Source organism: Streptomyces sp. NPDC059010 (assembly GCF_042740355.1).
Classification (GTDB): Bacteria; Actinomycetota; Actinomycetes; order Streptomycetales; family Streptomycetaceae; genus Streptomyces.
Genome location: NZ_JBHYJA010000050.1, coordinates 16,825 through 39,603, shown reverse-complemented (window position 1 = coordinate 39,603; position 22,779 = coordinate 16,825). Strand labels below are relative to the sequence as shown.

The 22,779-nt window shown below is 69.3% G+C and carries 20 protein-coding genes; 13 read left to right on the top strand and 7 right to left on the bottom strand.

Annotated features, from left to right (window positions below):
- The first annotated feature begins 212 nt into the window (after window positions 1-212).
- Entirely contained in the window at window positions 213-1,040 is an 828-nt protein-coding gene (locus tag ACFWYS_RS38255; protein ID WP_384779500.1) for an alpha/beta fold hydrolase, read from the top strand.
- 170 nt (window positions 1,041-1,210) lie between these two features.
- A complete protein-coding gene (locus ACFWYS_RS38250) occupies window positions 1,211-2,332 on the top strand; it encodes a transposase (RefSeq protein WP_384779497.1) in 1,122 nt (373 codons plus the stop codon).
- Here the strand turns inward: ACFWYS_RS38250 and ACFWYS_RS38245 are convergent.
- A complete protein-coding gene (locus ACFWYS_RS38245) occupies window positions 2,281-4,266 on the bottom strand; it encodes a helix-turn-helix domain-containing protein (protein ID WP_384779494.1) in 1,986 nt (661 codons plus the stop codon). The genes ACFWYS_RS38250 and ACFWYS_RS38245 overlap by 52 nt on opposite strands.
- 274 nt (window positions 4,267-4,540) lie before the next feature.
- Between ACFWYS_RS38245 and ACFWYS_RS38240 the strand changes: the two genes are divergently transcribed.
- A complete protein-coding gene (locus tag ACFWYS_RS38240) occupies window positions 4,541-5,296 on the top strand; it encodes a methyltransferase domain-containing protein (protein WP_384779491.1) in 756 nt (251 codons plus the stop codon).
- Between the two features lie 32 nt (window positions 5,297-5,328).
- A complete protein-coding gene (gene pabB / locus ACFWYS_RS38235) occupies window positions 5,329-7,422 on the top strand; it encodes an aminodeoxychorismate synthase component I (RefSeq protein WP_384779488.1) in 2,094 nt (697 codons plus the stop codon).
- Here pabB and ACFWYS_RS38230 read toward each other — a convergent pair.
- From ACFWYS_RS38230 to ACFWYS_RS38205, 6 genes are read right to left on the bottom strand one after another with little or no spacing between them, the layout of a single operon-like run.
- Window positions 7,406-8,581 (bottom strand): transaldolase family protein, encoded by a 1,176-nt coding sequence (locus tag ACFWYS_RS38230; protein ID WP_384779485.1) that lies wholly within the window; start codon window positions 8,579-8,581, stop codon window positions 7,406-7,408. The genes pabB and ACFWYS_RS38230 overlap by 17 nt on opposite strands.
- Window positions 8,578-9,603, bottom strand: coding sequence for a carbohydrate kinase family protein (locus ACFWYS_RS38225; RefSeq protein ID WP_384779482.1), 1,026 nt, complete (start codon window positions 9,601-9,603; stop codon window positions 8,578-8,580). The genes ACFWYS_RS38230 and ACFWYS_RS38225 overlap by 4 nt, the downstream gene beginning before the upstream one ends.
- Window positions 9,604-9,637: 34 nt before the next feature.
- Window positions 9,638-10,555 (bottom strand): methylenetetrahydrofolate reductase [NAD(P)H], encoded by a 918-nt coding sequence (metF, locus tag ACFWYS_RS38220; RefSeq protein WP_384779479.1) that lies wholly within the window; start codon window positions 10,553-10,555, stop codon window positions 9,638-9,640.
- A 17-nt stretch (window positions 10,556-10,572) separates the two neighbouring features.
- Window positions 10,573-11,802, bottom strand: a complete 1,230-nt coding sequence (gene metK / locus ACFWYS_RS38215; protein ID WP_384779476.1) for a methionine adenosyltransferase — start codon at window positions 11,800-11,802, stop codon at window positions 10,573-10,575.
- Window positions 11,803-11,857: 55 nt separating this feature from the next.
- Window positions 11,858-13,243, bottom strand: coding sequence for an MFS transporter (locus tag ACFWYS_RS38210; protein ID WP_384779473.1), 1,386 nt, complete (start codon window positions 13,241-13,243; stop codon window positions 11,858-11,860).
- A 42-nt stretch (window positions 13,244-13,285) separates the two neighbouring features.
- Window positions 13,286-14,113 (bottom strand): BTAD domain-containing putative transcriptional regulator, encoded by an 828-nt coding sequence (locus ACFWYS_RS38205; RefSeq protein ID WP_384779470.1) that lies wholly within the window; start codon window positions 14,111-14,113, stop codon window positions 13,286-13,288.
- Between the two features lie 227 nt (window positions 14,114-14,340).
- On the opposite strand from ACFWYS_RS38205, the gene ACFWYS_RS38200 reads away from it, so the two are divergent.
- From ACFWYS_RS38200 to cysD, 9 genes are all read left to right on the top strand, one after another.
- Complete coding sequence (locus tag ACFWYS_RS38200; RefSeq protein WP_384779467.1) at window positions 14,341-15,090, top strand: HAD-IA family hydrolase; 750 nt, start codon at window positions 14,341-14,343, stop codon at window positions 15,088-15,090.
- A gap of 70 nt (window positions 15,091-15,160) precedes the next feature.
- Window positions 15,161-16,399: a transaldolase family protein gene (locus ACFWYS_RS38195; protein ID WP_384779464.1), complete on the top strand. Its 1,239-nt coding sequence runs from the start codon at window positions 15,161-15,163 to the stop codon at window positions 16,397-16,399.
- 31 nt (window positions 16,400-16,430) lie between these two features.
- Entirely contained in the window at window positions 16,431-17,186 is a 756-nt protein-coding gene (locus tag ACFWYS_RS38190) for a hypothetical protein (protein WP_384779461.1), read from the top strand.
- Window positions 17,183-17,914, top strand: a complete 732-nt coding sequence (locus ACFWYS_RS38185) for an SDR family NAD(P)-dependent oxidoreductase (RefSeq protein WP_384779458.1) — start codon at window positions 17,183-17,185, stop codon at window positions 17,912-17,914. Before ACFWYS_RS38190 ends, ACFWYS_RS38185 begins: the two co-directional genes overlap by 4 nt.
- A gap of 31 nt (window positions 17,915-17,945) precedes the next feature.
- A complete protein-coding gene (locus ACFWYS_RS38180; protein WP_384779455.1) occupies window positions 17,946-19,112 on the top strand; it encodes a hypothetical protein in 1,167 nt (388 codons plus the stop codon).
- Between the two features lie 56 nt (window positions 19,113-19,168).
- Window positions 19,169-19,930: a class I SAM-dependent methyltransferase gene (locus tag ACFWYS_RS38175; protein WP_384779452.1), complete on the top strand. Its 762-nt coding sequence runs from the start codon at window positions 19,169-19,171 to the stop codon at window positions 19,928-19,930.
- Window positions 19,931-19,943: 13 nt separating this feature from the next.
- Window positions 19,944-21,245: a nitrate/nitrite transporter gene (locus ACFWYS_RS38170; protein WP_384779449.1), complete on the top strand. Its 1,302-nt coding sequence runs from the start codon at window positions 19,944-19,946 to the stop codon at window positions 21,243-21,245.
- Window positions 21,235-21,846: an adenylyl-sulfate kinase gene (cysC, locus tag ACFWYS_RS38165; RefSeq protein WP_384779446.1), complete on the top strand. Its 612-nt coding sequence runs from the start codon at window positions 21,235-21,237 to the stop codon at window positions 21,844-21,846. The genes ACFWYS_RS38170 and cysC overlap by 11 nt, the downstream gene beginning before the upstream one ends.
- Window positions 21,843-22,778, top strand: a complete 936-nt coding sequence (gene cysD, locus ACFWYS_RS38160; protein ID WP_384779443.1) for a sulfate adenylyltransferase subunit CysD — start codon at window positions 21,843-21,845, stop codon at window positions 22,776-22,778. Before cysC ends, cysD begins: the two co-directional genes overlap by 4 nt.
- The last annotated feature ends 1 nt before the right edge of the window (window position 22,779 follow it).

Below are 22,779 nucleotides of genomic sequence, written 5' to 3'. Positions count from 1 at the left end.
CGCTGACGCCAGAACCTGGTGGCCGGGCCACCATCCGGGCCGTGGACGGCGCGAGATACGCCCGGATCCGGCGCCCCGGGTGGTTGCGGGGCCACCACCTCGCCCCCGGTTCGCGGCATCGGCGCCGCCGGGGTGAGAAGCTTTCCACCGGATGCCGGAGCGGGGCTCCGGGCATCGAGGCACGCCTGGTCAGTACAGGGAGGAACCGAACGTTGCACTCCTGGCAGTTACACAAGGTCTTCGAAAGCAGGTCGGGGACAGTCCGATGGGACCGGTTCGGGCCGGTCGACGGTGAGCCCGTCGTGCTGCTGCACGGCACTCCGTTCTCCTCGTACGTCTGGGGGGAGATCGCCTCCGCGCTCACTGCCGCGGGCCACCAGGTCTTCGTCTGGGACATGCCGGGCTACGGCGCGTCCGAGAAGACCGAGGGCCAGGACGTCTCGCTCGCCGCACAGGGCCTGGTCTTCGCCCAGTTGATGGAGCACTGGCAGGTGTCGAACCCGTCCGTCGTCGCTCACGACTTCGGTGGCTGTGTGGCCCTGCGGGCCCATCTGCTGCACGACGTCGCCTACCGGCGGCTGGCCCTGGTCGACCCGGTGGCGCTCGCGCCGTGGGGGTCGCCGTTCTTCCGGCTGGTCGGCGAGAACGCCCCTGTCTTCGAGCAGTTGCCGCCCACGCTGCACCGCGCGCTCGTCCACGAGTACATCGGCTCGGCGAGCCATCGAGGGCTGCGCCCGGACGCGGCCGAAGCGCTCGCCGCGCCCTGGACGGACCGGACGGGGCAGGCGGCGTTCTACCGGCAGATCGCGCAGGCCGACCAGCGCTACACCGACGAGATCCAGAAGCTCTACTCGGGCATCGGCATTCCCGTGACGGTGTGCTGGGGTGAGGAGGACTCCTGGATTCCCGTCGCCAAGGCCCACGAGTTGGCGTCGTTGATCCCTGACGCGCGTCTGCGGCTCATCCCCGACGCCGGGCACCTCGTACCGCTGGACGCGCCCGCGCAGTTGCTCGCCGCGCTGCTGGATTTCCTCGCCTGACGCGGCCTGACGTGAGCCAGTGGTGGCGGGCCCACCACTGGCTCACCCCTTTCAGACGGTTTCGGCTTGTGAGCGGGCCCGTGATGGTGACCCGGCCACCATCGCCGGACAGCAGTCGTGTGCCCCTCGCACCTCGTCCCGAGCCTTGAGGGCGAGAAGCCTGGTGTGTCATGGAAGACATCGCCACCCAGCTCTGCGCCGACGTGTTCACGGAGTTCCGTCGCTACGACCAGCGCATCCGGGCGCGGCAGTACGTGGACGGGCTGCTGAGAGCCGACGGGCGGAAGTCGATCGCGAACATCGCGGCGGCCGTCGGTGTCGCAGGCGACGCCCAGCGGCTGCACCACTTCGTCAGCAGCTCGCGCTGGGAGTGGCTCGCGGTGCGCCGGGCCCTGACCCGCTTCCTGGAAACCACGCTCCGGGCGTCCGCGTGGGTCCTGATGCCGGTGTCGATTCCCAAGACGGGCCGGCACAGTGTGGGCGTGGGCCGGCACTTCTCGCACGATGCCCATCAGGTGGTCAACGGCCAGCAGGCGTACGGCATCTGGTTCGCCTCCGCGCAGGTGACGACCCCCGTCAGCTGGCGTCTTCGGCTGACGGGACGCTGGCGCGACGAGGGGTCGGTGGGCGCCGCCCCCGAGGACGGCATCGCCGAGCTCCTGGACGACGTACACGACTGGGGTGATCCGCGGCGGCCCGCGCTGCTCGATGTACGCGGACTTCCAGGGGAGGCGCACCTGGTGCACCGGCACTTGAGGAGCGCGTTCCCGATCGTCATGCGGATCAGTGGGCGGGTGGACGTGACGGCCGACCATCCGGTGCTGGGCAGCCACGCCCGGCGCGTCGCCCCGGCGCAGCGGATTCTCGACAAGGCGCTGCGGCTGAAACGCTCGCTGCCGGCCGGAGCGCCCGGTCCGCCGGGCCCGGCCTTCGCGACCACCCGGGTGCGCCTCGCGGACGACGTTCCGGGCAGCGGGCCGCTCACCGCTCTCGGAGTGTGGCACGACCTGCGGCGCCCTCCCGGTCAGGTGTGGCTGACCAATGTGCGCACCGGATCCGCCCCGGCGCTCCTGAGCCTGACCCGGCTGCACGAGGAGGTCGCGCACGGCTGGCACACCCGCGGTGACGCGGTCGGGCTGCGCGACTTCGAGGGGCGGTCGTTGCAGGGCTGGCACCGGCACATGACGCTGGCCTCGTGCGCGTACGCGATCTCGGCGCTGCGGTCGGCGGGCGCCGTCGGCTATTCGGTGTGCGGCGCCGAGGGTGCGGAGGTGTTCGGACGGTCCGCCTGAGCCGAGGAGTTCCCCGGCGTGCCGTCGGTGCCTCGCTGCCGGCGCAGTACGCGGTGCATTCGGTGAAGCCGCAGGGCCAGCTGCACTTCGAGTGCCTTTTCCGGCGTCGACCAGTCCGCGCCGAGAAGTTCGGCCACCCGCTCCAGGCGCCGGGAGACCGTGTTGGGGTGTACGTGCAGCAGTTCCGCCGCGTTCGTCTGGCTGCCTCCCGCGGCGAAGTACGTGTCCAGTGTCCTCGTCAGCTCGGTCAGCCGCTGTGCGTCGTAGTGGAGCACGGGTCCGATGGTCGACTCGACGAAGGCGGCCGCGTCACGGTCGTCGGAGAGCAGGATGCCGAGGAACCCCAGGTCCTCGACGGACGCGCTGGCCCCCACGTTGCCCAGTGCGACGAGTGTCTCGACACAGCGCATGGCCTCCTGGTGGGTCTGGCGCACCAGTTCCAGGCTGCGGACCGGACCGCTCGCGCCCACGGTGACCGGATGGCCCAGCAGCACGGACAGCTGGTCGGACACGGAGCGGGCGAAGGACCCCGCCCCCTTGCCGGCTGCGGGACCGGTGTCGGCCGGCAGGGGTAACAGCAGGGAGATGCAGCCGCTCTGGATGCTGCGCAACCCGCCCATGCGGCGGGCGTACGACGCGGCCCAGTTCGCGGCGCGCCCGGCGGTGCCGCCCTCGGGACGCACGACCAGCACGACGAGGGGCTGATCGGGCGAGATGCCCAGCCGGCCGGCCCGCAGTTCGAGTTGTTTGGGGGGCCGTCGCTCCACGGCCAGCAGGTCGTCGAACAGCTCGTCCCGGAAGGGGCTCGCCGCCGCCTCTTCGCTGCGGTGCACCCGGAGCGACACGGCCACCGCCTGTGCCGTCAGCCGCATCCGGCGCACGCCGGTGTCGCCCAGGGGGACCCGCGGATGCAGCAGCATCGCCGCGAGTTCCTCACCGCCCGCCATGACGGGCGCGAGCCACACCCCGGTGCCGTCACCGACGACTACGGGCTCGCGGCGCGCGGACGCGGCCCGGAGGGCTGCCAGTACCTCGGCCTCGTCGATCGGGGGCAGCTCTCCGACGGCCGCGAGCTTGTGGTTCTCCACGTCCCGGACCAGTACCGCTCCGTCGAGCGCCGTGGCCACTTCGGCGGTCAGCGTCTGCAGGTCGCTGCCCGTCATGGCGAGGTCGACCAGTCGGTTGTGCAGTTCTCCGAACCGGCGGAACTCGGTCAGGTCGGCGACGTCCGAGTGGCTGCGCTCCAGTGTGCGGGTCTTCTCTATGGCCACGGCCGCCAGTCCCCCGAGCGAACTCATCAGGGAGATGTCACCGACGCTGAAATGGCGGATGTTCCGGTCGGCCGCGTAGAGCACCCCGAAGGAGGCGGAGCCGACCATCAGCGGTGCGGCGATGATGGCCCGGATGCCTTCCGCGCGCACCACTTCATCGAGGATCGCCGAGTGCCGGAAGCTGTCGTCCGAGAGGTAGTCGGGCGTCCAGATGGGAACGTTGTTCTCCGTCGACTTGTCGCCGAGTCCCCAGCTGCTCGGCACGCGGTAGCCCACGGTGAGCGCGGAGGCGTGCCCGTCCGAGGTCCGTACGTAGCTGTCCCCCGAGGCGTCGTCCCGGGTGGCTATGTAGGACATGTCCATGCCAAACAACGTACGGGTGCGCCGGGTGATGATCTCCAGCAGCGCATCGAGTTCGTAAGGGAGCGTCAGATCGCGTGCGGTGTCGATCAGGGCGGACAGTTCGGCCTCCCGCTGCCGGCGCCGGGCGAACCGGGAGTGCACCTGAAGCGCCAACTGCCCGGCGCGCTCAAGCCGGGGCTCGGCCGCGTCACCCCCGCGCGCCGCGTCACCGAAGCTCCGGACGGCCTCCTCGATACGACCCGACGGGGCTTCCCCCGCGAGAAGTTCGAGGATGGAGAGCATCGCCGCGGCCTCATCCACACGGTCGGCACCTAACCCCGTTGCCCCCACCCGCTTCACACACTCCCCCTCTGGTCCCCGTCCGATCACGGCAAGCTTTCAACTTCACACAATAACGCACGCAACTTCTGTCAACATTGCCGCATATGAAACATGTCACACCATCCCAGTGGTCGAGTCACCATGCAGGAGGGTCAGGTGGGTCACCCGGCCACCTTCCTGTACCGACCGCCGTTCGAGAAGGCTGTGAGGCATTCGACACGACCGGGCGATCCACGCCCCCCACGGAGGTTCGATGTCGCACATACGCAGCCACCTCAAGTCCCTTGAGCGCAGCAACCGCTCCCTGACCCGGCCGGACCGGCCCCGCGAGTTCCGGCTCCTCGACCGGAACTGGGATCTGCTCGACGAGGTCTTCGCTCCCCTCTACTCCCCCTCGACGCGCATCGGCGCCGAGTTCCTGGGCCTGGCCGGCGCCGGCTCGTCCAACCCCCCTTCGTCCCTGCTGGAGATCGGCTGCGGCACCGGCGTCATCGCCGTCCAGGCGGCCCTTCGCGGCTGTCCCTCCGTCGTCGCCATGGACATCAACGAACACGCCGTGGAGAACACGCGACTGAACGCGGAACGGCACGGCGTCGCCGACCGTGTCACGGCACTGCGCAGCGACCTGTTCTCGGCGCTCGGCCCGGACACCCGGTTCGACCAGGTCTTCTGGAGCTCCAACTACGTGCTGGCACCCGCCGACTACGCGTACCGGAGCGTCCACGAACGGGCCTACGTGGACGCCGGCTACCGCACACACCGCAGGTATCTGTCCGAGGTCGTGCACCACCTCACCGACGACGGGACCGCACTTCTGCACTTCAGCGAACGCGGGAACCTCGGCGCTCTGCGCGAGATCGCCGAGGAGTGCGGCCGCGAACTGCACACACTCGACAGCCGGACGGTCGACGAAGGACTCGACCCGGTCGAACACGTGCTGCTGGAGATACGCCCGGCCCGCGACCGCCGGAAGCCGGCCGCGACCCGCCGCGACCTCGTCCGCGTCTGAGGACACCGATCACTAGGAGGAGCCGGATCCTGATGCGGACGCTGCTCGTCGACAACCATGACTCCTTCACCTACAACCTGTTCCACTATCTGACCGAACTGTCGGGCCGGGAACCGACCGTCGTCAGCAACGACGACCCGCACTGGCGGATCGGTCATCTGTCCGCCTTCGACAACGTCGTGATCTCACCGGGTCCCGGACACGCGGGCCGCGAGGGCGACTTCGGAATCTGCCGGGACATCGTGGACACCTCCGGTGTCCCGCTCCTGGGGGTGTGTCTGGGCCACCAGGGCATCGCCCTTGCGGCGGGGGGCGCGGTGGGCCGGGCACCGGAGCCGTGCCACGGCCGCGTCTCGCCCGTCCATCACCGAGGAGAAGGGATCTTCGCCGGTCTGCCGAGCCCCTTCGACGCCGTGCGCTACCACTCTCTCGCCGTGCACTCCCTTCCCCCCGCCCTCGAAGCGACCGCCTGGACCCGGGACGGGGTGCTCATGGGGCTGCGTCACCGCGAACGGCCTTTATGGGGTGTCCAGTTCCATCCGGAATCCATCGGTACCCGGCACGGGCACCAGCTCCTGGGCAACTTCCTTGAGCGCGGCGGGACCCGCGGCCCCCGGCCCGTATCGCGCGCGGCGCCGCGGACGCGGACGTCGCACGGAAGGAAACTGACCGTCCACGTCCGGCGGTTGGCCACCCGATGGGACGACGAAGTGGTCTTCGAGCATCTCTACGCAACCGCCCCCCACGCGTTCTGGCTGGACAGCAGTCGTACGGACGACGCGTCCGGCAGGTTCTCCTTCATGGGTGACGGCTCCGGCCCGCTCGCCCGCGTCGCCACGGCCGACACCAGCAGTCGCACCGTGCGGATCACCTCAAGGGCGGGTGTCCAGCTGGTCACGGGAGAGTTCCTGGACTGGCTCGACGACGACCTGCGGGCGCTGCGCGTCGAGGCCCCGGACCTGCCGTTCGACTTCGTGCTGGGCTGGGTGGGCAGTCTGGGATACGAGCTCGGGGCGGAGTGCGGCGGTGCGCCCGCCCACCGGTCCGCCGAGGCCGATGCCACCATGCTGTTCGCGGACCGTGCGGTGGTGTTCGACCATCACGCGCGGGTCACCTATCTGCTGGCGCTGACCGAGCAGGACAACGAGTCCGGCGCGGTCTCCTGGCTGGACGGGACGAGCGCACGGCTGGCCGGCCTCACCGGCAGACAGCCCGGGCCGGTACCCGCCCCGCCCGCCTCCGACGCAGCGGCGCGGATCGAGCTGCGGCACGACCGAGCCGCCTATCTGGAGCTGATCGGACGCTGCCAGGAACAGATCGCCGCCGGTGAGTCGTACGAGATCTGTCTCACCAACATGGCCGAGGTACGCACCGCGCTGGACCCCTGGCAGGGCTACCGCCGGCTGCGGCGCGCGAGTCCCGGCTCCCACGCCTCCCTGCTGCGTTTCGGCGAGTTGTCCATCCTGAGCAGTTCGCCCGAGCGCTTCCTGCGTGTCGGCGCCGACGGAACGGCCGAGTCCAGGCCCATCAAGGGAACCCGGCCACGCGGCGTTACTCCGGAACACGACCGGGCCCTGGCCGAGGAACTGCGCACGGACGAGAAGGAGCGCGCCGAGAACCTGATGATCGTCGATCTGGTCCGGCATGACCTCGGCCGGTGCTCGGAGATCGGCTCGGTCGCCGCGCATGACGTCTTCTCCGTGGAGACGTACGCCACCGTGCACCAGTTGGTCAGCACCGTGCGCGCCACACTGCGGCCGGACAGCAGCGCGGTCCAGTGCGTGCGCGCCGCGTTCCCGGGGGGCTCCATGACCGGGGCTCCGAAGGAACGGACCATGCAGATCATCGACACGCTGGAGGGCGGGGCGCGCGGCGTCTACTCCGGTGCGATCGGATACTTCTCGCTGCACGGTGCCGCGGATCTGAGCATCGTCATCCGTACGGCCGTCGTCACACCGGAGCGTGTGCGGTACGGCATCGGCGGGGCGATCACGGCGCTGTCGGACCCGGAGGCCGAGTTCGAGGAAACCGCCGTGAAGGCCGCGCCGCTGCTCGCGCTGGTCGGCGGCACGTTCCCCGGGCGGCGGCCGACCGGCGCGGGTGCGAACCTCAGCGGTACGTTCTGACGGCCGGCGGGGTCTGGACGGCGTCGAGGAGTTCCTCGCGGTCACGCTCCAGCCGCCGTATCCTCACGCGCTCCAGCCTCTCGGCCAGGCAGCCCAGATGAATGCCTCGCCGGCGCAGCGCCGCCATGACGTCGCGAGCCGCCGCGGCCTCCCCCGTGAGGGAGTCCCCGCGCGGCCTCGCGCGGCGGGCGGCCTCCGCCAGGGCACCGCGGGGCAGCACGTGGGCCGTGCGCCAGGCCACGATCTCCTCCACCTGGCGTACGCGCGCGGCCAGGTGCCCGGGATCCGAGGAGCAGTCGCCCGCTCCGGCACCGGACCAGACCAGCCGGTGAGGACGCGCTCCCGCGTTCCGCAAGGTGCGCCACCGGGGGGAGTCGAGCCTGCGCTCCTGGAGGTCGTAGGCGGTACGGGCGAGGGCGAGGGCGGTGCGGCCCCGCAGCTCGGTGGTGTCACGGACACCACCGAGCTCACCGAGCCCTGCGTCCACCGCTGCTTCCACCTCGGCCAGTTCCCAGGTCGCCACGCACGTCACACGGTCCGGACTCCGGCCGGCCGCGTGCGATCGCTCCAGTCCGTCCCAGTAGGCGTCGAGGACTTCTTCGTAGCGCTCGGCCGAGTGGATGAGGGCCGCGTTGACACCGATGCCGTCGGCGACGCACTCACTCACGACACCCAGACCGGTGTCGGTGGCGGCCACCGTCACCAGAAGGTTCGGACGGTTGACGGCGAGGGCGAGCGCGCGTGCCTCTTCGAGTGCGGACCGGCGGTCGTGTGCCAGTCGTGCGTCGAGTTCCACACAGACCCAGCCGTCGAGCCCCGCGGCCGCCTCGTGCACGGGAGCGAGGAGGTCGCACGCCCAGCGCGCGTCGTAGGCGAACAGGGCCCGCACCCGCTCGTCGGGCGAGGCGTGCCGCTGCGCGAGCAGGCCGAGCTGGTCACGGTACGCGTGGTCGTCGGTCCGGCGGATCTCGCGCGTCATCGCCGACGTGGAGAGCACCAGCCCGGTGATGTGCGCATCGGCGATCCACGCCTTCAGCGAGCCGTCGGCGAGTGCCGCCCTGCTCAGTCCGGTGAGCCAGAAGGACACCCCTTCCGCTGCCAGATCGCGCAGTACCGCGCTGCCGGAGGGGATCTCGACCGTGCCGTGTTCACCGGTCATCGGCTGCCTCCTGCCGTGCACACCGGTGCGGTGGCCACCGGCACCCGGGCCGTCAGGTGCGGTGCGAGCAGCGCGGCGACCGAGTCACCGTACGCGGCCCCGATCCGGCCCAGCAGATCCGCTGACGACACCTCGTACTGCTGCGGGCCGACGGCCTCCAGCGCCGTTGTGGCCAGGGCACAGCCCAGCGCGACGGCGGCATGCGGGGGAAGTCCCCAGCCCCACGCCGCGAGGAAGCCGGCCCGGAACGCGTCGCCGACGCCGGTGGGATCGGTGGCTTCGCGCACGGGCACCGCGGGGAAGGCGGCCGGTCCCGTCCCGGCCGTATCGACCAGGACTCCGTCGGCCCCCCGGGTGGTGATCCACGCTCCGACCCGGTCCAGTACCTCCTTCCGCGTCCAGCCGCTCGTGTCCAGCAGCATGGCGGCCTCGTACTCGTTGGTGAACAGCCACCGCGCTCCGCTCACGAGCCGTCGGACGTCCTGCCTGCCGAGGCGGGCGAGTTGCTGCGAAGGGTCACTGGCGAACGGGATCCCGAGTTCCCGGCACTGCTCGGTGTGGCGCGTCATCGCCGCCGGATCGTTCGGGGAGATCAGGGCCAGGTCGATCCTGCCGCTGCGTCCGGACACCTGGGCGAGGTCGATGAGCGGAGCCTCGGCCATGGCTCCCGCGTAGAAGGAGGCGATCTGGTTCTGGTCCTCGTCCGTGGTGCACATGAAACGAGCCGTCTGCCGGGTGCTCGACACCCTGACGTGAGCGGTGTCGACCCCGTGCTCCTCCAGCCAGGCGCCGTACTCGTCGAAGTCGGCCCCCACCGCACCGACCAGGAGGGGGGTGAGTCCCAGCAGTCCGAGGCCGAACGCGATGTTGGCCGCGGTCCCTCCGCGGCGTACGTGCAGCTCGTCGACGAGGAAGGAGAGGGACACCCGGTCGAGCCGGCCCTCGATCAACTGGTCGGTGAACCTCCCGGGAAAAGTGGCCAGGTGGTCGGTGGCTATGGAACCTGTGACAGCGATACGCATGGTGTCCCTCCCCGGCCGTGCTCATGGCGGTCGGTCAGTGGTGGAAGTGGGCGGGCGCGACGTTCCGGTGGATCTCAAGCGTCGCGGTGGAGCGGTTGAGCGTGATGTAGTGCAGGCCGGGGGCTCCCTCGTCCAGCAACCGCGCGGCCATGGCGCTCGCGTACTCGACGCCGATGCGGTGTCCCTCGGCCGGGTTGCCGCGTGCGGCCTCCAGCCGCCGGGCGAGGTCCTCGGGAAAGGCGGCGTCGCTCAGCGCGGCGAAGCGACGGATCTGGCGCACGTCGGTGGCGGGCATGATCTCCGGGATGACCGGCGTGTCGCAGCCCGCGGCCGTGATCCGGTCCCGCAGCCGCAGGTAGTCGTCCACGTGGAAGAACATCTGCGTGATCGCGTAGTCCGCGCCGGCCCGGCATTTGGCGACGAAGTGCCGGATGTCGCTCGCCCAGTCCGGCGAACGCGGGTGACGCTCGGGGAACGCGGCCACTCCGATGGAGAAGTCGCCCAGCGACCGCACGAGTTCGACGAGTTCGTACGCATGACGGAAGCCCTGTGGGTGAGGGGTCCAGGGGCCACGCGGGTCGCCCGGCGGATCGCCGCGCAGGACCAGGACGTCCCGTACGCCCGCGTCCGCGTACTGGCCGATGATGTGCCGCAGTTCCGCGACGGAGTGCCCGACGGCCGTCAGATGGGCGACGGGCCGCAGCGTCGTCTCGGTGGCGATCCGCCGGGTGGCCTCGACCGTGCGCTGCCTGGACGAACCGCCGGCGCCGTACGTGACGGAGACAAAGGTCGGCGACAGGGCCTCGACCCGGCGGATCGCCTCCCAGAGCGTGCGCTCGCCCGCCCCGGTCTTCGGCGGGAAGAACTCGAAGGAGAAGCTGGGCCGACCGGACTCCGCTCCGACGAGCGGGACGTTCCCGACCGGCCTGCGGTCTCTCGTCACGGTACCCATGGCCGGTCCGCCGGCGTTCACCGGAAGACACCCGCGTGGTAGCGGAGTTCAGCGGCACGATCCGTGCGTTCCCAGGTGAAGTCGGCCAGCTCGCGTCCGAAGTGTCCGTATGTCGCGGTCTGGGAGTAGATCGGGCGGAGCAGGTGGAGGTCGCGGATGATGGCGGCCGGCCTGAGGTCGAAGACCTCGGTGATCGCCTGCTCGATGAGCTCGACGGGGACGGTGTCGGTGCCGAAGGTCTCGACGAACAGTCCTACGGGTTCGGCCTTGCCGATGGCGTAGGCGACCTGGACCTCGCAGCGTCGGGCCAGGCCCGCGGCGACGACGTTCTTGGCGACCCAGCGCATCGCGTACGCAGCCGAACGGTCCACCTTGGAGGGGTCCTTGCCGGAGAAGGCGCCGCCGCCGTGCCGGGCCATGCCCCCATAGGTGTCGATGATGATCTTCCGGCCGGTCAGCCCCGCGTCGCCCATCGGGCCGCCGATCTCGAACCGGCCGGTCGGGTTCACCAGCAGTCGGTGGCCTTCGGTCTCCAGTTTGATGCCGTCGGCTTCGAGCCCGGCGAGGACGTGGTCCACGACATGCTCCCGCAGGTCCGGGACGAGCAGGCTGTCCAGGTCGATGTCACGCGCGTGCTGGGAGGAGACGACGACGGTGTCGAGGCGCACCGGCCTGTCCCCGTCGTACTCGACGGTGACCTGGGTCTTGCCGTCGGGACGGAGGTACGGGATCGTCCCGTCCTTCCTGACCTCGGCCAGGCGGTGCGAGAGCCGGTGGGCGAGATGGATCGGAAGCGGCATCAGCTCGGGTGTCTCGTCCGTGGCGTAACCGAACATCAGGCCCTGGTCCCCGGCTCCCTGCCGGCCGAGTTCGTCCACGGCCGCACCGGAGTCGGCACCTTCGACGCGCGACTCGTACGCCGTGTCCACTCCCTGTGCGATGTCCTGAGACTGCGAGCCGATCGACACCGACACCCCGCAGGAGGCGCCGTCGAACCCCTTCGCCGACGAGTCGTAGCCGATCTCCAGGATCTTCTCCCGGACGAGTGTCGCTATCGGGACGTACGCCCGCGTGGTCACCTCACCTGCCACGTGGACGAGTCCCGTGGTGATCAGCGTCTCCACGGCCACGCGGGACAGGGGATCCTCGCGCAGCAGCGCATCGAGAACGGCGTCACTGATCTGGTCGGCGATCTTGTCGGGGTGGCCTTCGGTGACCGACTCCGACGTGAACAGACGGCGGGACATGGCTCTCCTTTGTCATCCGGTTCGGGAGGGGCTGTGCACGAGCGGGTCGAGCGGGTCAGGCCGGCTGGGACGCCTTGTGGGCGCCGTGGCGCTCAGCCCCCTGCGGCGCACTGGCCCTGGACAGGTCGAGGCCGCTCGTCTCGGGCGCCCAGGCCGCCGACACCGCCGCGCCCACCAGGGACAGTGCACAGCCGCACAGCATGACGGCGCCGACTCCCCAGCTCTGCAGACCGATGGGCACCAGGAACGTGCCCACCGCGCCGCCGACGCGGCTGGTGGCCGCGGCGAAGCCGATGCCGGTGGCACGGATCCCGGTCGGGAAGACCTCGCTCGGATACACCGCCTGCAGCGTGCTCGAAGCCGCGTGGAACAGCGCGAAGATCGCGAAGCAGCCGACGATCATCCACTGCGGACCGAACGGCCACAGCCCGAGCGCCAGCAGAGCCGCGGCGGTGACGACGAACGTCCAGATGAGCAACTGCCGCCGGCCGATCCGGCCGATCAGCCAGACGCCGCTGAGACAGCCGACCAGCAGGAAGACATTGAGCAGCACCTCGCTGACGCCGTCGTCGGAGGCGCCCAGAGCGGCCAGCACCTGGGGAGCGAAGGTGGAGATGGCGAAGAACGGGGTGATCTGGCAGAGCCAGAAGACGCTGGTGAACAGGGTTCTGCGCAGATACGCGGGGGCGAACAGCGCCGCGAGCCCCGGCTGGACGGCCGGTGTCCCGCCCACGTCCTCCTCGTCGAGGGGCGTGCCGAGCCACCGCCGGCTGATCGCGTCCGCCTCGGCGTACCGCCCCTTGCTCGCCAGCCAGCGCGGCGACTCGGGAGTTCCCAGCCGGGCCACCAGCACCACGAGCGAGGGTACGGCGCTACTGGCCAGGATCCAGCGCCACATGGACGCGTCCGTGCTCCATGAAGCAAGGCCGAAGCCGACGACGGCGGCAAGCGTGTAGCCCGCGTACCAGAACGCGATGAGCGAGGCCAGCAACCGTCCCCGTCGCTCCGGCGGGGCGAACTCCGCGACCAGCGCTCCCGCGATCGCGTAGTCGGCTCCGACGGCGATGCCCATCAGCAGCCGTACGGCGAAGAGCTGGAGGGCACCGTCGACGACGAGTTGGAGCACCGAACCGGCCAGGAAGACGAGCAGATCGACGAGGTACATCTTCTGCCGGCCGACCCGGTCGGTGAGCCGGCCGAAGACGAGCCCTCCGAAGAAGATGCCGATCAGCGTGGCGGCACCGATCAGCCCGGTCTGCAGCGAGCTCAGCGCCAGATCGGCGCGGGCCAGCGGCAGTGCCGCACCGACGACGCCCAGCACCCATCCGTCGCACACCTCTCCGCCCCCGGCACAGACCGCGATACGGGTCTGGAAACGGTGGACCCGCCGCTCGTCGGACCCGGCGGGACCGGACGGGGCCGTGGAACGCGAAACCGGCATCGAGGTCTCCCCCCTTTCGTGACTGCGTCGGCGAGCGGTCCGTCAGCGGCTGGTGACCAGGTCCAGCGAGAGCCTGAGGTTCTCGGGCGGCCGCAGATCCAGCTCCGAGCTCTCGGTCAGTACGGCGGTCTGCAACGTGCGCAGCCTGTGCGACGGTTCGATGCCGAGTTCGTCGGCGAGATGGCGGCTCAGCGCGTGATAGACCTCCAGCGCGTGGGCGGTGCGTCCCGACCGGTAGAGGGCGATCATGTACTGGGCGTGCAGGTTCTCGTGGGTCGGATGCCGGGAGACGAGCAGGCTCAGCTCGGAGAGCAGCTGATGGTGGAGGCCGAGCCGCAGTTCGGCGTCCAGCGACTGCTCCAGGGCGGTCATCCGGACCCCTTCGAGGTGGGAGATCTGCGCCTGCAGGTGCGGGCCCGCCTCGATGTCGACGAGCGTCCGTCCGCGCCAGAGCGCGAGCGCGGAGCGCAGAGCCGTGGCGCACAGCGCGTCGTCGCCGTGGGCCCGGGCCCGGCGGGCCTCGGCCATGTGCGCGTCCAGGGAGTGCAGGTCCAGCTCACCTTGCCGCACCTGCATCACGTAACCGTTGTGACGTGTCTCAAGGACGCGCTTGGCGGCGTCCACCGAGCGCACGGAGGGCAGGGTGGCCAGCGCCTGGCGCAGCTGGAAGACCCTGGTGTGGACGCTCTGTACGGCGCTGCGGGGTGAGTCCTCGCCCCACAGTTCCTGCACGCACAGGTCGAGCGAGACCTGGGCGCCCGCGTGCAGCAGGAGCAGCGCGAGCAGCTGTCGTGTCTTGGGCGCGGAGGGGAGCCGGCCCACGGCACCGCCCGAATCGGCGTCCGACGCGACCGCGGACAGAGAACTCACCGGTACATCCGTGATGGAAAGCGGACCGAGAACTCCGAACTCCATGGGAATTCCTCTCGTATGGACACTCCGGACTGCAGGCCGCGAAGAATCTCAGGACGTGCCGGAGAACGTAGCCGGAAGGCCGTGGCAGTCTCCAGCTGTAACTCCAGATCACCGAGGACTCTGTCACGCGCGCCCGGTTTGACACCTTTTGAAAGTTCCTTCCTTCCGATATCCGGCCAGGAGTGAATCGTGAGGCAGCCGTGCTGTCCTGGGATTCATTCGCATCTCAACGGAAGGAACTCCCGGTGGCGAGGAGACTGGTCATTTTCGACTGCGACGGTGTTCTGGTGGACAGCGAGAGACTCGGCTCGCAGGCGATGCGCGAACTGGTGGCGGCCGAAGGGCTGCATTATTCGCCGGCGGACGCCCTCGCCCTCATCCGTGGACGCAAGGTCGCCGCCTGGGTCGCCGAGCTGGAACAGGAGCTCGGCAGGGCGCTTCCGCCCGATTTCGTGCCGGAGTTCCGCCGCCGGTCGGCCGCCCTGTTCGCCACGTCCTTGCGGCCCGTTCCGCACGTAGGGCAGGTGATCGACGAACTCGCCCTCCCGTTCTGCACGGCATCCAGCGCACCCCGCGAAAAGATCGTGCACACGCTGGGGCTGACCGGCCTGCTGCCCCGCTTCGAGGACCGCATCTACAGCGCGTACGAGGTCGGCTCCTGGAAGCCGGATCCCGGGCTGTTTCTGCACGCGGCCCGCGACATGGACGTTCCGGCCGGCCGGTGCGTCGTCGTCGAGGACAGCCTGGTCGGCGTGCGGGCAGCCGTCGCCGCCGGCATGACCGCCTTCGGCTACGCACCGCCGGAGAACGGTACGGCGGCCGATCTCGCCGCGGCCGGCGCCGTCACTTTCGAGTCGATGACCGCGCTTCCCGCACTGCTCGGGAAGTGGTCGGCGCTCCAGCCCGTGAGCGCATCGATATCAGCCCGTTAGAGCGCCCTGCTTCAGTAAGTCTGTCCGTCTCTCCCGACGCCCCGGGATCGGATTGGAAGGTCACCCTCGTATGCCGCTCGTTCTGGAAGAACTGCAGCGCGTCAGCCCTGCGGCCGAAATCTGGTGGGATTCCTCACCTCTCGATTTTCCCCGGTGGCGGAACCGATTCCTGAAAGAAGCACCGGACAACGAAACGCGCGATCGCTGGGCACGGCAACTCGACCGGTTTCTCTGTCCCGGGACACCCGGCACCTCGCTCGTCCGCGGGATAACGACCAACCCCTCGCTGGTCGCGCAGAGCATTCTCGCCTCGCCCGATGTGTGGGGCAGGGAAATCCAGGACATCATCCGCGACCAGAGCGTCCCCGATGTGGAGAGCACCTTCCGTCTCGTGTACGAGGAGGCTCTGCGGCGCGCGGCGGCGCGGATGCTGCCGATGTGGGAGGCGAGTCAGGGCCGGTTCGGCTGGGTCTCCGGTCAGCTCGATCCGCGTTATATGTTCGATGCCGACCTCATGCTCGAACAGGCTCTGAGGATCGCCCGGATCTCGCCGAATCTGATGGTGAAGGTGCCCGGGTCCGCTGCCGGATACGAGGTGATCCGGCGGCTGGTGGGTCACGGGATATCGGTCAACAACACGCTCTCGTACACCGTTCCGCAGTTCCTCGCGTGTACCGAGGCCGTCGAGTCCGGACTCGCGGAAGCCCGCCGCCGGGGCGTCGCCGTCGACCGGTGGCGTGCCGTCTTCACCCATATGATCGGGCGCTTCGGCGCGAACAGCGATCTGCGCCATGAAGCGGCCACCCGCGGCATCGACCTCACCCCGGGTGACATCCGCTGGGCCGAGGTGGCCATCCTCAAGCGCATCCACCGGCGGATCCGGGAGCACGGCCACCCGGTGAAACCCCTCGTCTCCAGCCTGGAGGTCGACGATCCGGCGACGCTCCCGGGCACGTTGAGCATGCACCTGGAGCAGAGCGCGGGCGGCGCGATCGCCTACACCTGCAAGCCCCAGTTCGTGGCCGAGGTGATGCGGCGCGACAACGAGCTGCCCGCCTTCGCCCCCGACGCCATCGAACAGGAGGTGCCGGCCCAGGTGCTGGAGAAGCTGATGTGGCTGCCCTCCTTCCACAGCGCCTACGACCCGTACGGCATGAGCGTCGACGAATTCGCCCACTACGGCTCCTTCATCTCGACCTACGCCGAAGTGCTGGGCAACACACGGAAACTGCTCGACTTCATCGCCCACCGGTTCCAGACGATGACCGACTCCGCACAGCCGCTGCTGCTGTCCGCGAGCACCCGCTGACCGCGATCCGCATCAGGGAGGCAGCCTCATCATGAACCCGTCCATCGCCCTGTGGAGCCATCCCAGGTCCATGTCGACGGCGCTCGAACGGTCCTTCATCGAGCGCGGCGACTTCACGGTCTTCCACGAGGAGTTCGCCTACGTCTACTTCATGCACGAGGAACGCGCCGCGATCCCGCACAAGAACCCCCAGCCCGGCCATCCCCTCACCTACCCCGACATCAAAGGGATGATGGAGGCCGCGCGACGGGAACGTCCCGTGTTCCACAAGGACTTCCCCTACCACTGCCTGGACCACCTCCTGGGCGACCCCGAGTACCTGCTGGGTCAGGTCAACACCTTTCTGATCCGGGACCCGGAAGAGGCCGTGCTCTCCCATGCCACCGTGCATCCGGGCGTCACCCGTGACGTGCTCGGTTACCAGGAGCTGGTGCGGCTCTTCGACCGCGTGAGGGAACTGACAGGCGTTCCGCCACTCGTGCTCAACGCCTCGGACCTGGCGGCCCGGCCCCAGGAGACCATCGCCGCCTACTGCGAGGCGATCGGTGTCCCGTTCCTGCCGCAGGCCCTCGCATGGTCCGCCGGTGAGCGCCCCGAGTGGACCACGTGGAGCGGATGGCACACCGATGTCTCCGCGAGCAGCGGTATCGGGGCCCCGCCGCGCAAGTACCGGTTCGGCTACGCCGACATGCCGCATCTGCGCGACTTCGTACGGCATTGCCGCCCCTTCTACGAACACCTGGACCAGTTCCGGCTCCGGCCGGCGACGAAGGAGGCCACGACATGAGTGTCAGCACCGTGATCGTCACCGGTGGCGCCGGTGGAGTGGGCCGCGCCCTGGTCGGGCGCCTGCTCGACGACGGCAAGACGGTCATCACCTGCGACATCGACGAGGACGGGCTGAAGTCCCTGGCGGACGAGCACGACGGCCGACCGCTGGAGACGCACGTCTGCGACGTCTCCTCGCACGAGGACTGCGACTCCTTCATGGACGCGGTCATCGCGGCTCACCCGGAAGTGGACGGCCTGGTGAACAACGCCGGGCTGTATCTCGGGCAGCCGGTGTGGGAGTACGACGACGAGACGATCGACCGTGTCATCGGCATCAACATCAAGGGTCCGGTGTGGCTTTCGCGGCGGTTCGCCGATCATCTGCTGCCCGCCGAGCGGCGCGGCGCGATCGTGAACCTGGCCTCGGTCGCCGGTGAGGTGGGCAGCTCCGACGCGCTGTACGGGACGGTCAAGGCCGGGGTCATCGGGCTCACCAAGTCCAACGCCATGAACTTCGCCCCGTACATCAGGGTCAACGTGGTCTCGCCCGGGCTGATCGTCCGTACGGCCATCGCCGACCGCATACCCGACTACCGGTACGCCGAGTACAAGCGGCAGGAGCTGCTCGACGGCGACATCCTCCCCGAGTACGTCGCCGATGTGTGCGCCTATCTGCTCAGCGAGCGGTCACGGACGCTGACCGGCGCCCTGGTGCGGGCCGACAACGGCAGCTATCCGCGCTGATCGCAAGGAATCGTAAGGAAGGGCAGAGACGGTGAATCATCACTCCGGAATCCGGGGAACGGCGCAGCACGCCGGCGAGCAGCCCCTGATCATGCTCGTCGGCATGGGCGACCTGTCGGCCAAGGTCCTCACCATGCTGCTCAACGACCCGGCGACCAACCGGGTCGTGCTGGCCGGGCGGGACACGGAGGCCATCCGCAGGCGCGGCAATCTGGCCCTGTTCACCGCCACGAATCTGGGGCAGCACGGCAGCGTCGACACGGTGCACATGGACCTCAGGAACGTCGAGGCCACCGCGCACACGCTCGCCAGGGTCCGTCCGGACATCGTGTTCATGGGCGGGTCCCTCCAGTCCTGGCGGGTCATCACCCAACTGCCCAGGAAGACGTTCGAGGAACTGGACGAGGCTCAGTTCGGGCCATGGCTGCCCATGCATCTGACGCTCAATCACCTGCTGATGCAGGCGGTCGAGGCGTCCATGATCGACACAAGGGTGGTGAACGCCTCCTTCCCCGACGCGGTGGGTCCCGTGCTCGACAAGGTGGGGCTCGCACCGACCATCGGCGTGGGCAACGTCGCCAACATCGTGCCCGCCCTGACCCACGGCTCGGCACACCTGCTGGGTGTGCGCCCCGCCGATGTTGAGGTGAGGCTGACAGCCCAGCACTACTTCAGCCACTACGTGCCCCGGTTCGGGGACGCGGGCAACGGCGCGTACCACCTCGACGTGTCGGTCAAGGACGGCACCTCCGCCGAGGTCGACCACCACGCGCTGTTCGCCCAGCTCGACAACCGGCTCAAGCGCGTCGGCGGCATCGACGGCCAGTTGCTCACGGCGTCGTCCGCCGTGCGCGTCCTGCACGCCATGGCGACGGACAGCGGGGTCCTGGCACACGCGCCGGCGCCCGGCGGGCTGCCCGGTGGATATCCGGTTCGCGTCCACCGGGACGGCGGGACGCTCGACCTGCCGGAAGGGCTCACAGCTCAGGAGGCCGTCCGGCTCAACGAGGTCTGTCAGCGGGCCGACGGCATCGACCGGATCGACGACGACGCCACCGTGCACTTCACCGAGCGCGAGATGGCCGTCATGAACCGTCTGCTCGGATACGACTGCCCCAGCATGAAGCTCGGTGACTGCGCCGACTGGGCCGACGAACTGGCCCGCAAATACGGCGAGTTCGCCTCCGCGGCCCGCTGAACCACCCGTGCGACCGGTCGCCCCTCGCCCATCCACCGCCCCGTCGGGAGACTCCCATGACCACCAACACCGCCAAGTCCGCGGACGACTTCGCGGGCCAGTACATCCGCACGCTCGTGGACCGCTGGGACGAGCTGATCGACTGGGACCGCCGTGAGGAGGGCGAGCAGGGCTTCTTCGTGGAGATCCTCGCGGGAGCCGGCGCCAGTCGCGTGCTCGATGCCGCCGCCGGCACCGGATACCACTCCGTCATGCTGGCCCAGCACGGTTTCGACGTCACCGCCGTGGACGGCAGCGCGGAGATGATCGAGCGCAGCCGTCTGAACGCCGCGCGGCACGGCCAGTCGTTTCCGACCGTCCAGACGGACTGGCGGCAACTGCGCGACAACATCCAGGGACGTTACGACGCGATCGTCTGTCTCGGCAGCTCGTTCCCCCACCTCTTCGAGGAGTCCGATCGCCGTGCGGTCCTCGCCGAGTTCCACGCGGCGCTCAACCCCGGCGGGGTCCTCATAGTCGACCACCGGAATTTCGACTCCATTCGCCGCCACCGCTACGAGAGCAGCGGAAACTACTACTACTGCGGTACAGGTGCATCGGTTTCGGTCGCACACATCGACGACCAACTGTGCCGTTTCCAGTACGAGTTCACCGACGGCAGCACCCACCATCTGGAGGTGTACCCGATTCTCTCCGCCGAGCTGTCGGCCCTGCTCAGGGAATCCGGATTCGAGTCGGTCGAGGAGTTCGGGGACTTTCGCCGCGACTTCGACGAGAACTCCGCCGATTTCGTCATCCACGTCGCCAGGAAGACCTGAGAGGCCAGCGGCCATGGTAAACACATCGACACAAACACACCGCTCACGCATCGTCGCCGGATTCGTCATCACCGCGCTGCTGACCAGTTTTGTGGCAGCCACCTACGGATTCGGCTTCTATCTCTTCGCGCAGATCGTCACGGACATGCGCCGGGACCTCGGGTTCGGTTACACCGTGGTGGGCACGGTCACGGCCGCCGGGCAGCTCGGATTCCTGGTGTTCGCCCTGCTCGGCACGTGGCTGTCGACCCGTGTGGGCGGTGGACAGGTGACCATCGGATCGGCGGTCCTGTGCGGCCTGTGCCTGGTGGCCATACCGCTGACGGACAACATCGTCGTCATCGGCGCCCTGCTCACGATCATGGGCGGGACGGCGGCCTCCGTCTATGTGCCGCTGGTCGAAATCGTCGGCAGGGTCATCGACTACGAACACCGCGGCAAGGTGCTGGGCCTGATCTCCAGCGGCACCAGCTACGGCGTCTTCGTCAACAGCCTCCTGGTCCCGTCGTTCGTCGGTGCGGACAACTGGCGTGGGCTGTGGTACTGCGTCGGACTCGGCACCCTGACGGCCACCGCGATCGCGGCCTTCGCCTTCTTCCGGGTGGGGCTCTTCCGTGCCGAGGGCGCCCCCAGGGGCGGGTCCGCCGAGGAGGCCGGCCGCGACGACAGCGCACGGGCGGGATGGCGCATGGTCCTCGTCCGGTGGGTCGTCATCGTCTGGGTGATGAAGTTCCTCAACGGCTTCGCCTGTATGCCCTTCCAGAACTACCTCTCGCCCTATCTGCGTGAGGGACTCGGATTCGACATCGGCTTCGCGGCGCAGGTCTGGGGCATCATCGGAATCATCGGCATGTTCGCGGGATTCGCCGTCGGCTGGCTCTCCGACAGGATCGGCGTCCGCACCACCATGGTCCTGTGCTACGGCATGTTCTTCGTCTCGGCGGCACTGCTCGTACTCGCACCCGTCGGATTTCTTCCGCTGGTCTCCGGCGTTCTCTTCGCCCTCGCCTTCTACCCCATCTACGGGCTCGTTCCGGCCTATGTCTCGAAGTCGGCCTCCGGAGCCGCCGCCACCGTCATTTTCGGCGTCACCAATGTGACTCAGGGGCTCGGCGGAATCGTCGGCAACTACACGGCCGGCCTGCTCAAGTCATGGACCGGAGATTTCATGTGGTACTACGTCGTGATCGCCGTGACCACGGTGGTCCTGGGCACGCTCACCCTGCAGCTCCCCCGCGAGGGGTCTCCCGAGAGCTCGGTCGGTCGCACCAGCACGCCTCCCCCAACCAACAAGGATCTCTCCCATGCCCAGTGACACCATGGAAGTCCACGGAAAGCTGGAAGCCCACGAAAAGAACGCCCGCCGAATTCACTGCACCTGCCGACCCGGCGCGACGGTCTGGCTGACCGGTCTGCCCAGCGCGGGCAAGACCACGATCGCGTACGAGGTGGCACGGTTGTTACGGTCCCAGGACCGCCGCGTGGAGGTACTGGACGGCGACGAGATCCGCCGCTTCCTCTCCGCGGGCCTGGGCTTCTCCCGCGCGGACCGAAACACCAACGTGCAGCGCATCGGCCTGGTCGCCGAAGTCCTCGCCCGCAACGGGGTGGTGACGCTGGTCCCGGTCATCGCACCGTACGCCGACAGCCGTGACGCGGTGCGCAAGCGCCACCAGCAGAGCGGGGCGCCGTACATCGAGGTGCACGTGGCCACTCCCGTCGAGGTCTGCTCCGTACGCGATGTGAAGGGGCTGTACGCCAAGCAGGCCGCGGGCGAGCTCACCGGGCTCACCGGGGTCGACGACCCCTACGAGGAGCCCGAGTCGCCCGATCTGCGGATCGAGTCGCAGCACCAGACCGTGCAGAGGTCGGCCGCCATGGTCCACGAGCTGCTTGTCGAAAGGGGCCTGGCATGACGACCGTCGCCACCGTCTCCGAGGAGACCAGCAGCCCGTACGCCCTCTCGCACCTGGCCGCGCTGGAGTCCGAGGCGGTGCACATCTTCCGCGAGGTGGCGGGCGAGTTCGAGCGGCCGGTGATCCTGTTCTCCGGCGGCAAGGACTCCATCGTCATGCTGCACCTGGCGCTTAAGGCGTTCGCCCCCGCCGCGATCCCCTTCTCGCTGCTGCACGTCGACACCGGGCACAACTTCCCCGAGGTCCTCGACTACCGCGACCGTGTGGTGGCCGCACATGGGCTGCGGCTCCATGTGGCCTCCGTACAGGACTACATCGACCGGGGTGTGCTCCGCGAACGCCCCGACGGCACCCGCAACCCGCTGCAGACGCTGCCGCTGACCGAGAAGATCCAGAGCGAGAAGTTCGACGCGGTCTTCGGCGGCGGACGCCGTGACGAGGAGAAGGCGCGGGCCAAGGAGCGGGTGTTCTCGCTGCGCGACGAGTTCTCCCAGTGGGACCCGCGCCGTCAGCGGCCCGAGCTGTGGAACCTGTACAACGGCCGGCACGCCCCCGGCGAGCACGTCCGCGTGTTCCCGCTGTCCAACTGGACCGAGCTGGACGTCTGGCAGTACATAGCGCGCGAACACATAGAGCTGCCGAACATCTACTTCGCGCACGAGCGCGAGGTGTTCGCGCGCAGCGGCATGTGGCTGACCGCCGGTGAGTGGGGCGGGCCGAAGGACGGCGAGAGCGTCGAGAAGCGTCTCGTGCGCTACCGGACCGTCGGTGACATGTCCTGCACGGGCGCCGTCGACTCCGACGCGGTGACCCTGGAGCAGGTCATCACCGAGATCGCCGCCTCCCGGCTCACCGAGCGCGGCGCCACCCGCGCCGACGACAAGATGTCCGAGGCCGCGATGGAAGACCGCAAACGCGAGGGGTACTTCTGAC

Bases quoted from the DNA above. Each gene is read 5' to 3' on its own strand.
- cysC (WP_384779446.1), top strand. From the start codon at position 21,235: ATGCCCAGTGACACCATGGAAGTCCACGGAAAGCTGGAAGCCCACGAA.
- ACFWYS_RS38230 (WP_384779485.1), bottom strand. From the start codon at position 8,581: ATGACCGGTGAACACGGCACGGTCGAGATCCCCTCCGGCAGCGCGGTA.
- pabB (WP_384779488.1), top strand. From the start codon at position 5,329: ATGCGGACGCTGCTCGTCGACAACCATGACTCCTTCACCTACAACCTG.
- ACFWYS_RS38175 (WP_384779452.1), top strand. From the start codon at position 19,169: ATGACCACCAACACCGCCAAGTCCGCGGACGACTTCGCGGGCCAGTAC.
- cysD (WP_384779443.1), top strand. From the start codon at position 21,843: ATGACGACCGTCGCCACCGTCTCCGAGGAGACCAGCAGCCCGTACGCC.
- ACFWYS_RS38190 (WP_384779461.1), top strand. From the start codon at position 16,431: ATGAACCCGTCCATCGCCCTGTGGAGCCATCCCAGGTCCATGTCGACG.
- ACFWYS_RS38195 (WP_384779464.1), top strand. From the start codon at position 15,161: ATGCCGCTCGTTCTGGAAGAACTGCAGCGCGTCAGCCCTGCGGCCGAA.
- ACFWYS_RS38225 (WP_384779482.1), bottom strand. From the start codon at position 9,603: ATGCGTATCGCTGTCACAGGTTCCATAGCCACCGACCACCTGGCCACT.
- ACFWYS_RS38185 (WP_384779458.1), top strand. From the start codon at position 17,183: ATGAGTGTCAGCACCGTGATCGTCACCGGTGGCGCCGGTGGAGTGGGC.
- metF (WP_384779479.1), bottom strand. From the start codon at position 10,555: ATGGGTACCGTGACGAGAGACCGCAGGCCGGTCGGGAACGTCCCGCTC.
- ACFWYS_RS38170 (WP_384779449.1), top strand. From the start codon at position 19,944: ATGGTAAACACATCGACACAAACACACCGCTCACGCATCGTCGCCGGA.
- metK (WP_384779476.1), bottom strand. From the start codon at position 11,802: ATGTCCCGCCGTCTGTTCACGTCGGAGTCGGTCACCGAAGGCCACCCC.
- ACFWYS_RS38210 (WP_384779473.1), bottom strand. From the start codon at position 13,243: ATGCCGGTTTCGCGTTCCACGGCCCCGTCCGGTCCCGCCGGGTCCGAC.
- ACFWYS_RS38240 (WP_384779491.1), top strand. From the start codon at position 4,541: ATGTCGCACATACGCAGCCACCTCAAGTCCCTTGAGCGCAGCAACCGC.
- ACFWYS_RS38250 (WP_384779497.1), top strand. From the start codon at position 1,211: ATGGAAGACATCGCCACCCAGCTCTGCGCCGACGTGTTCACGGAGTTC.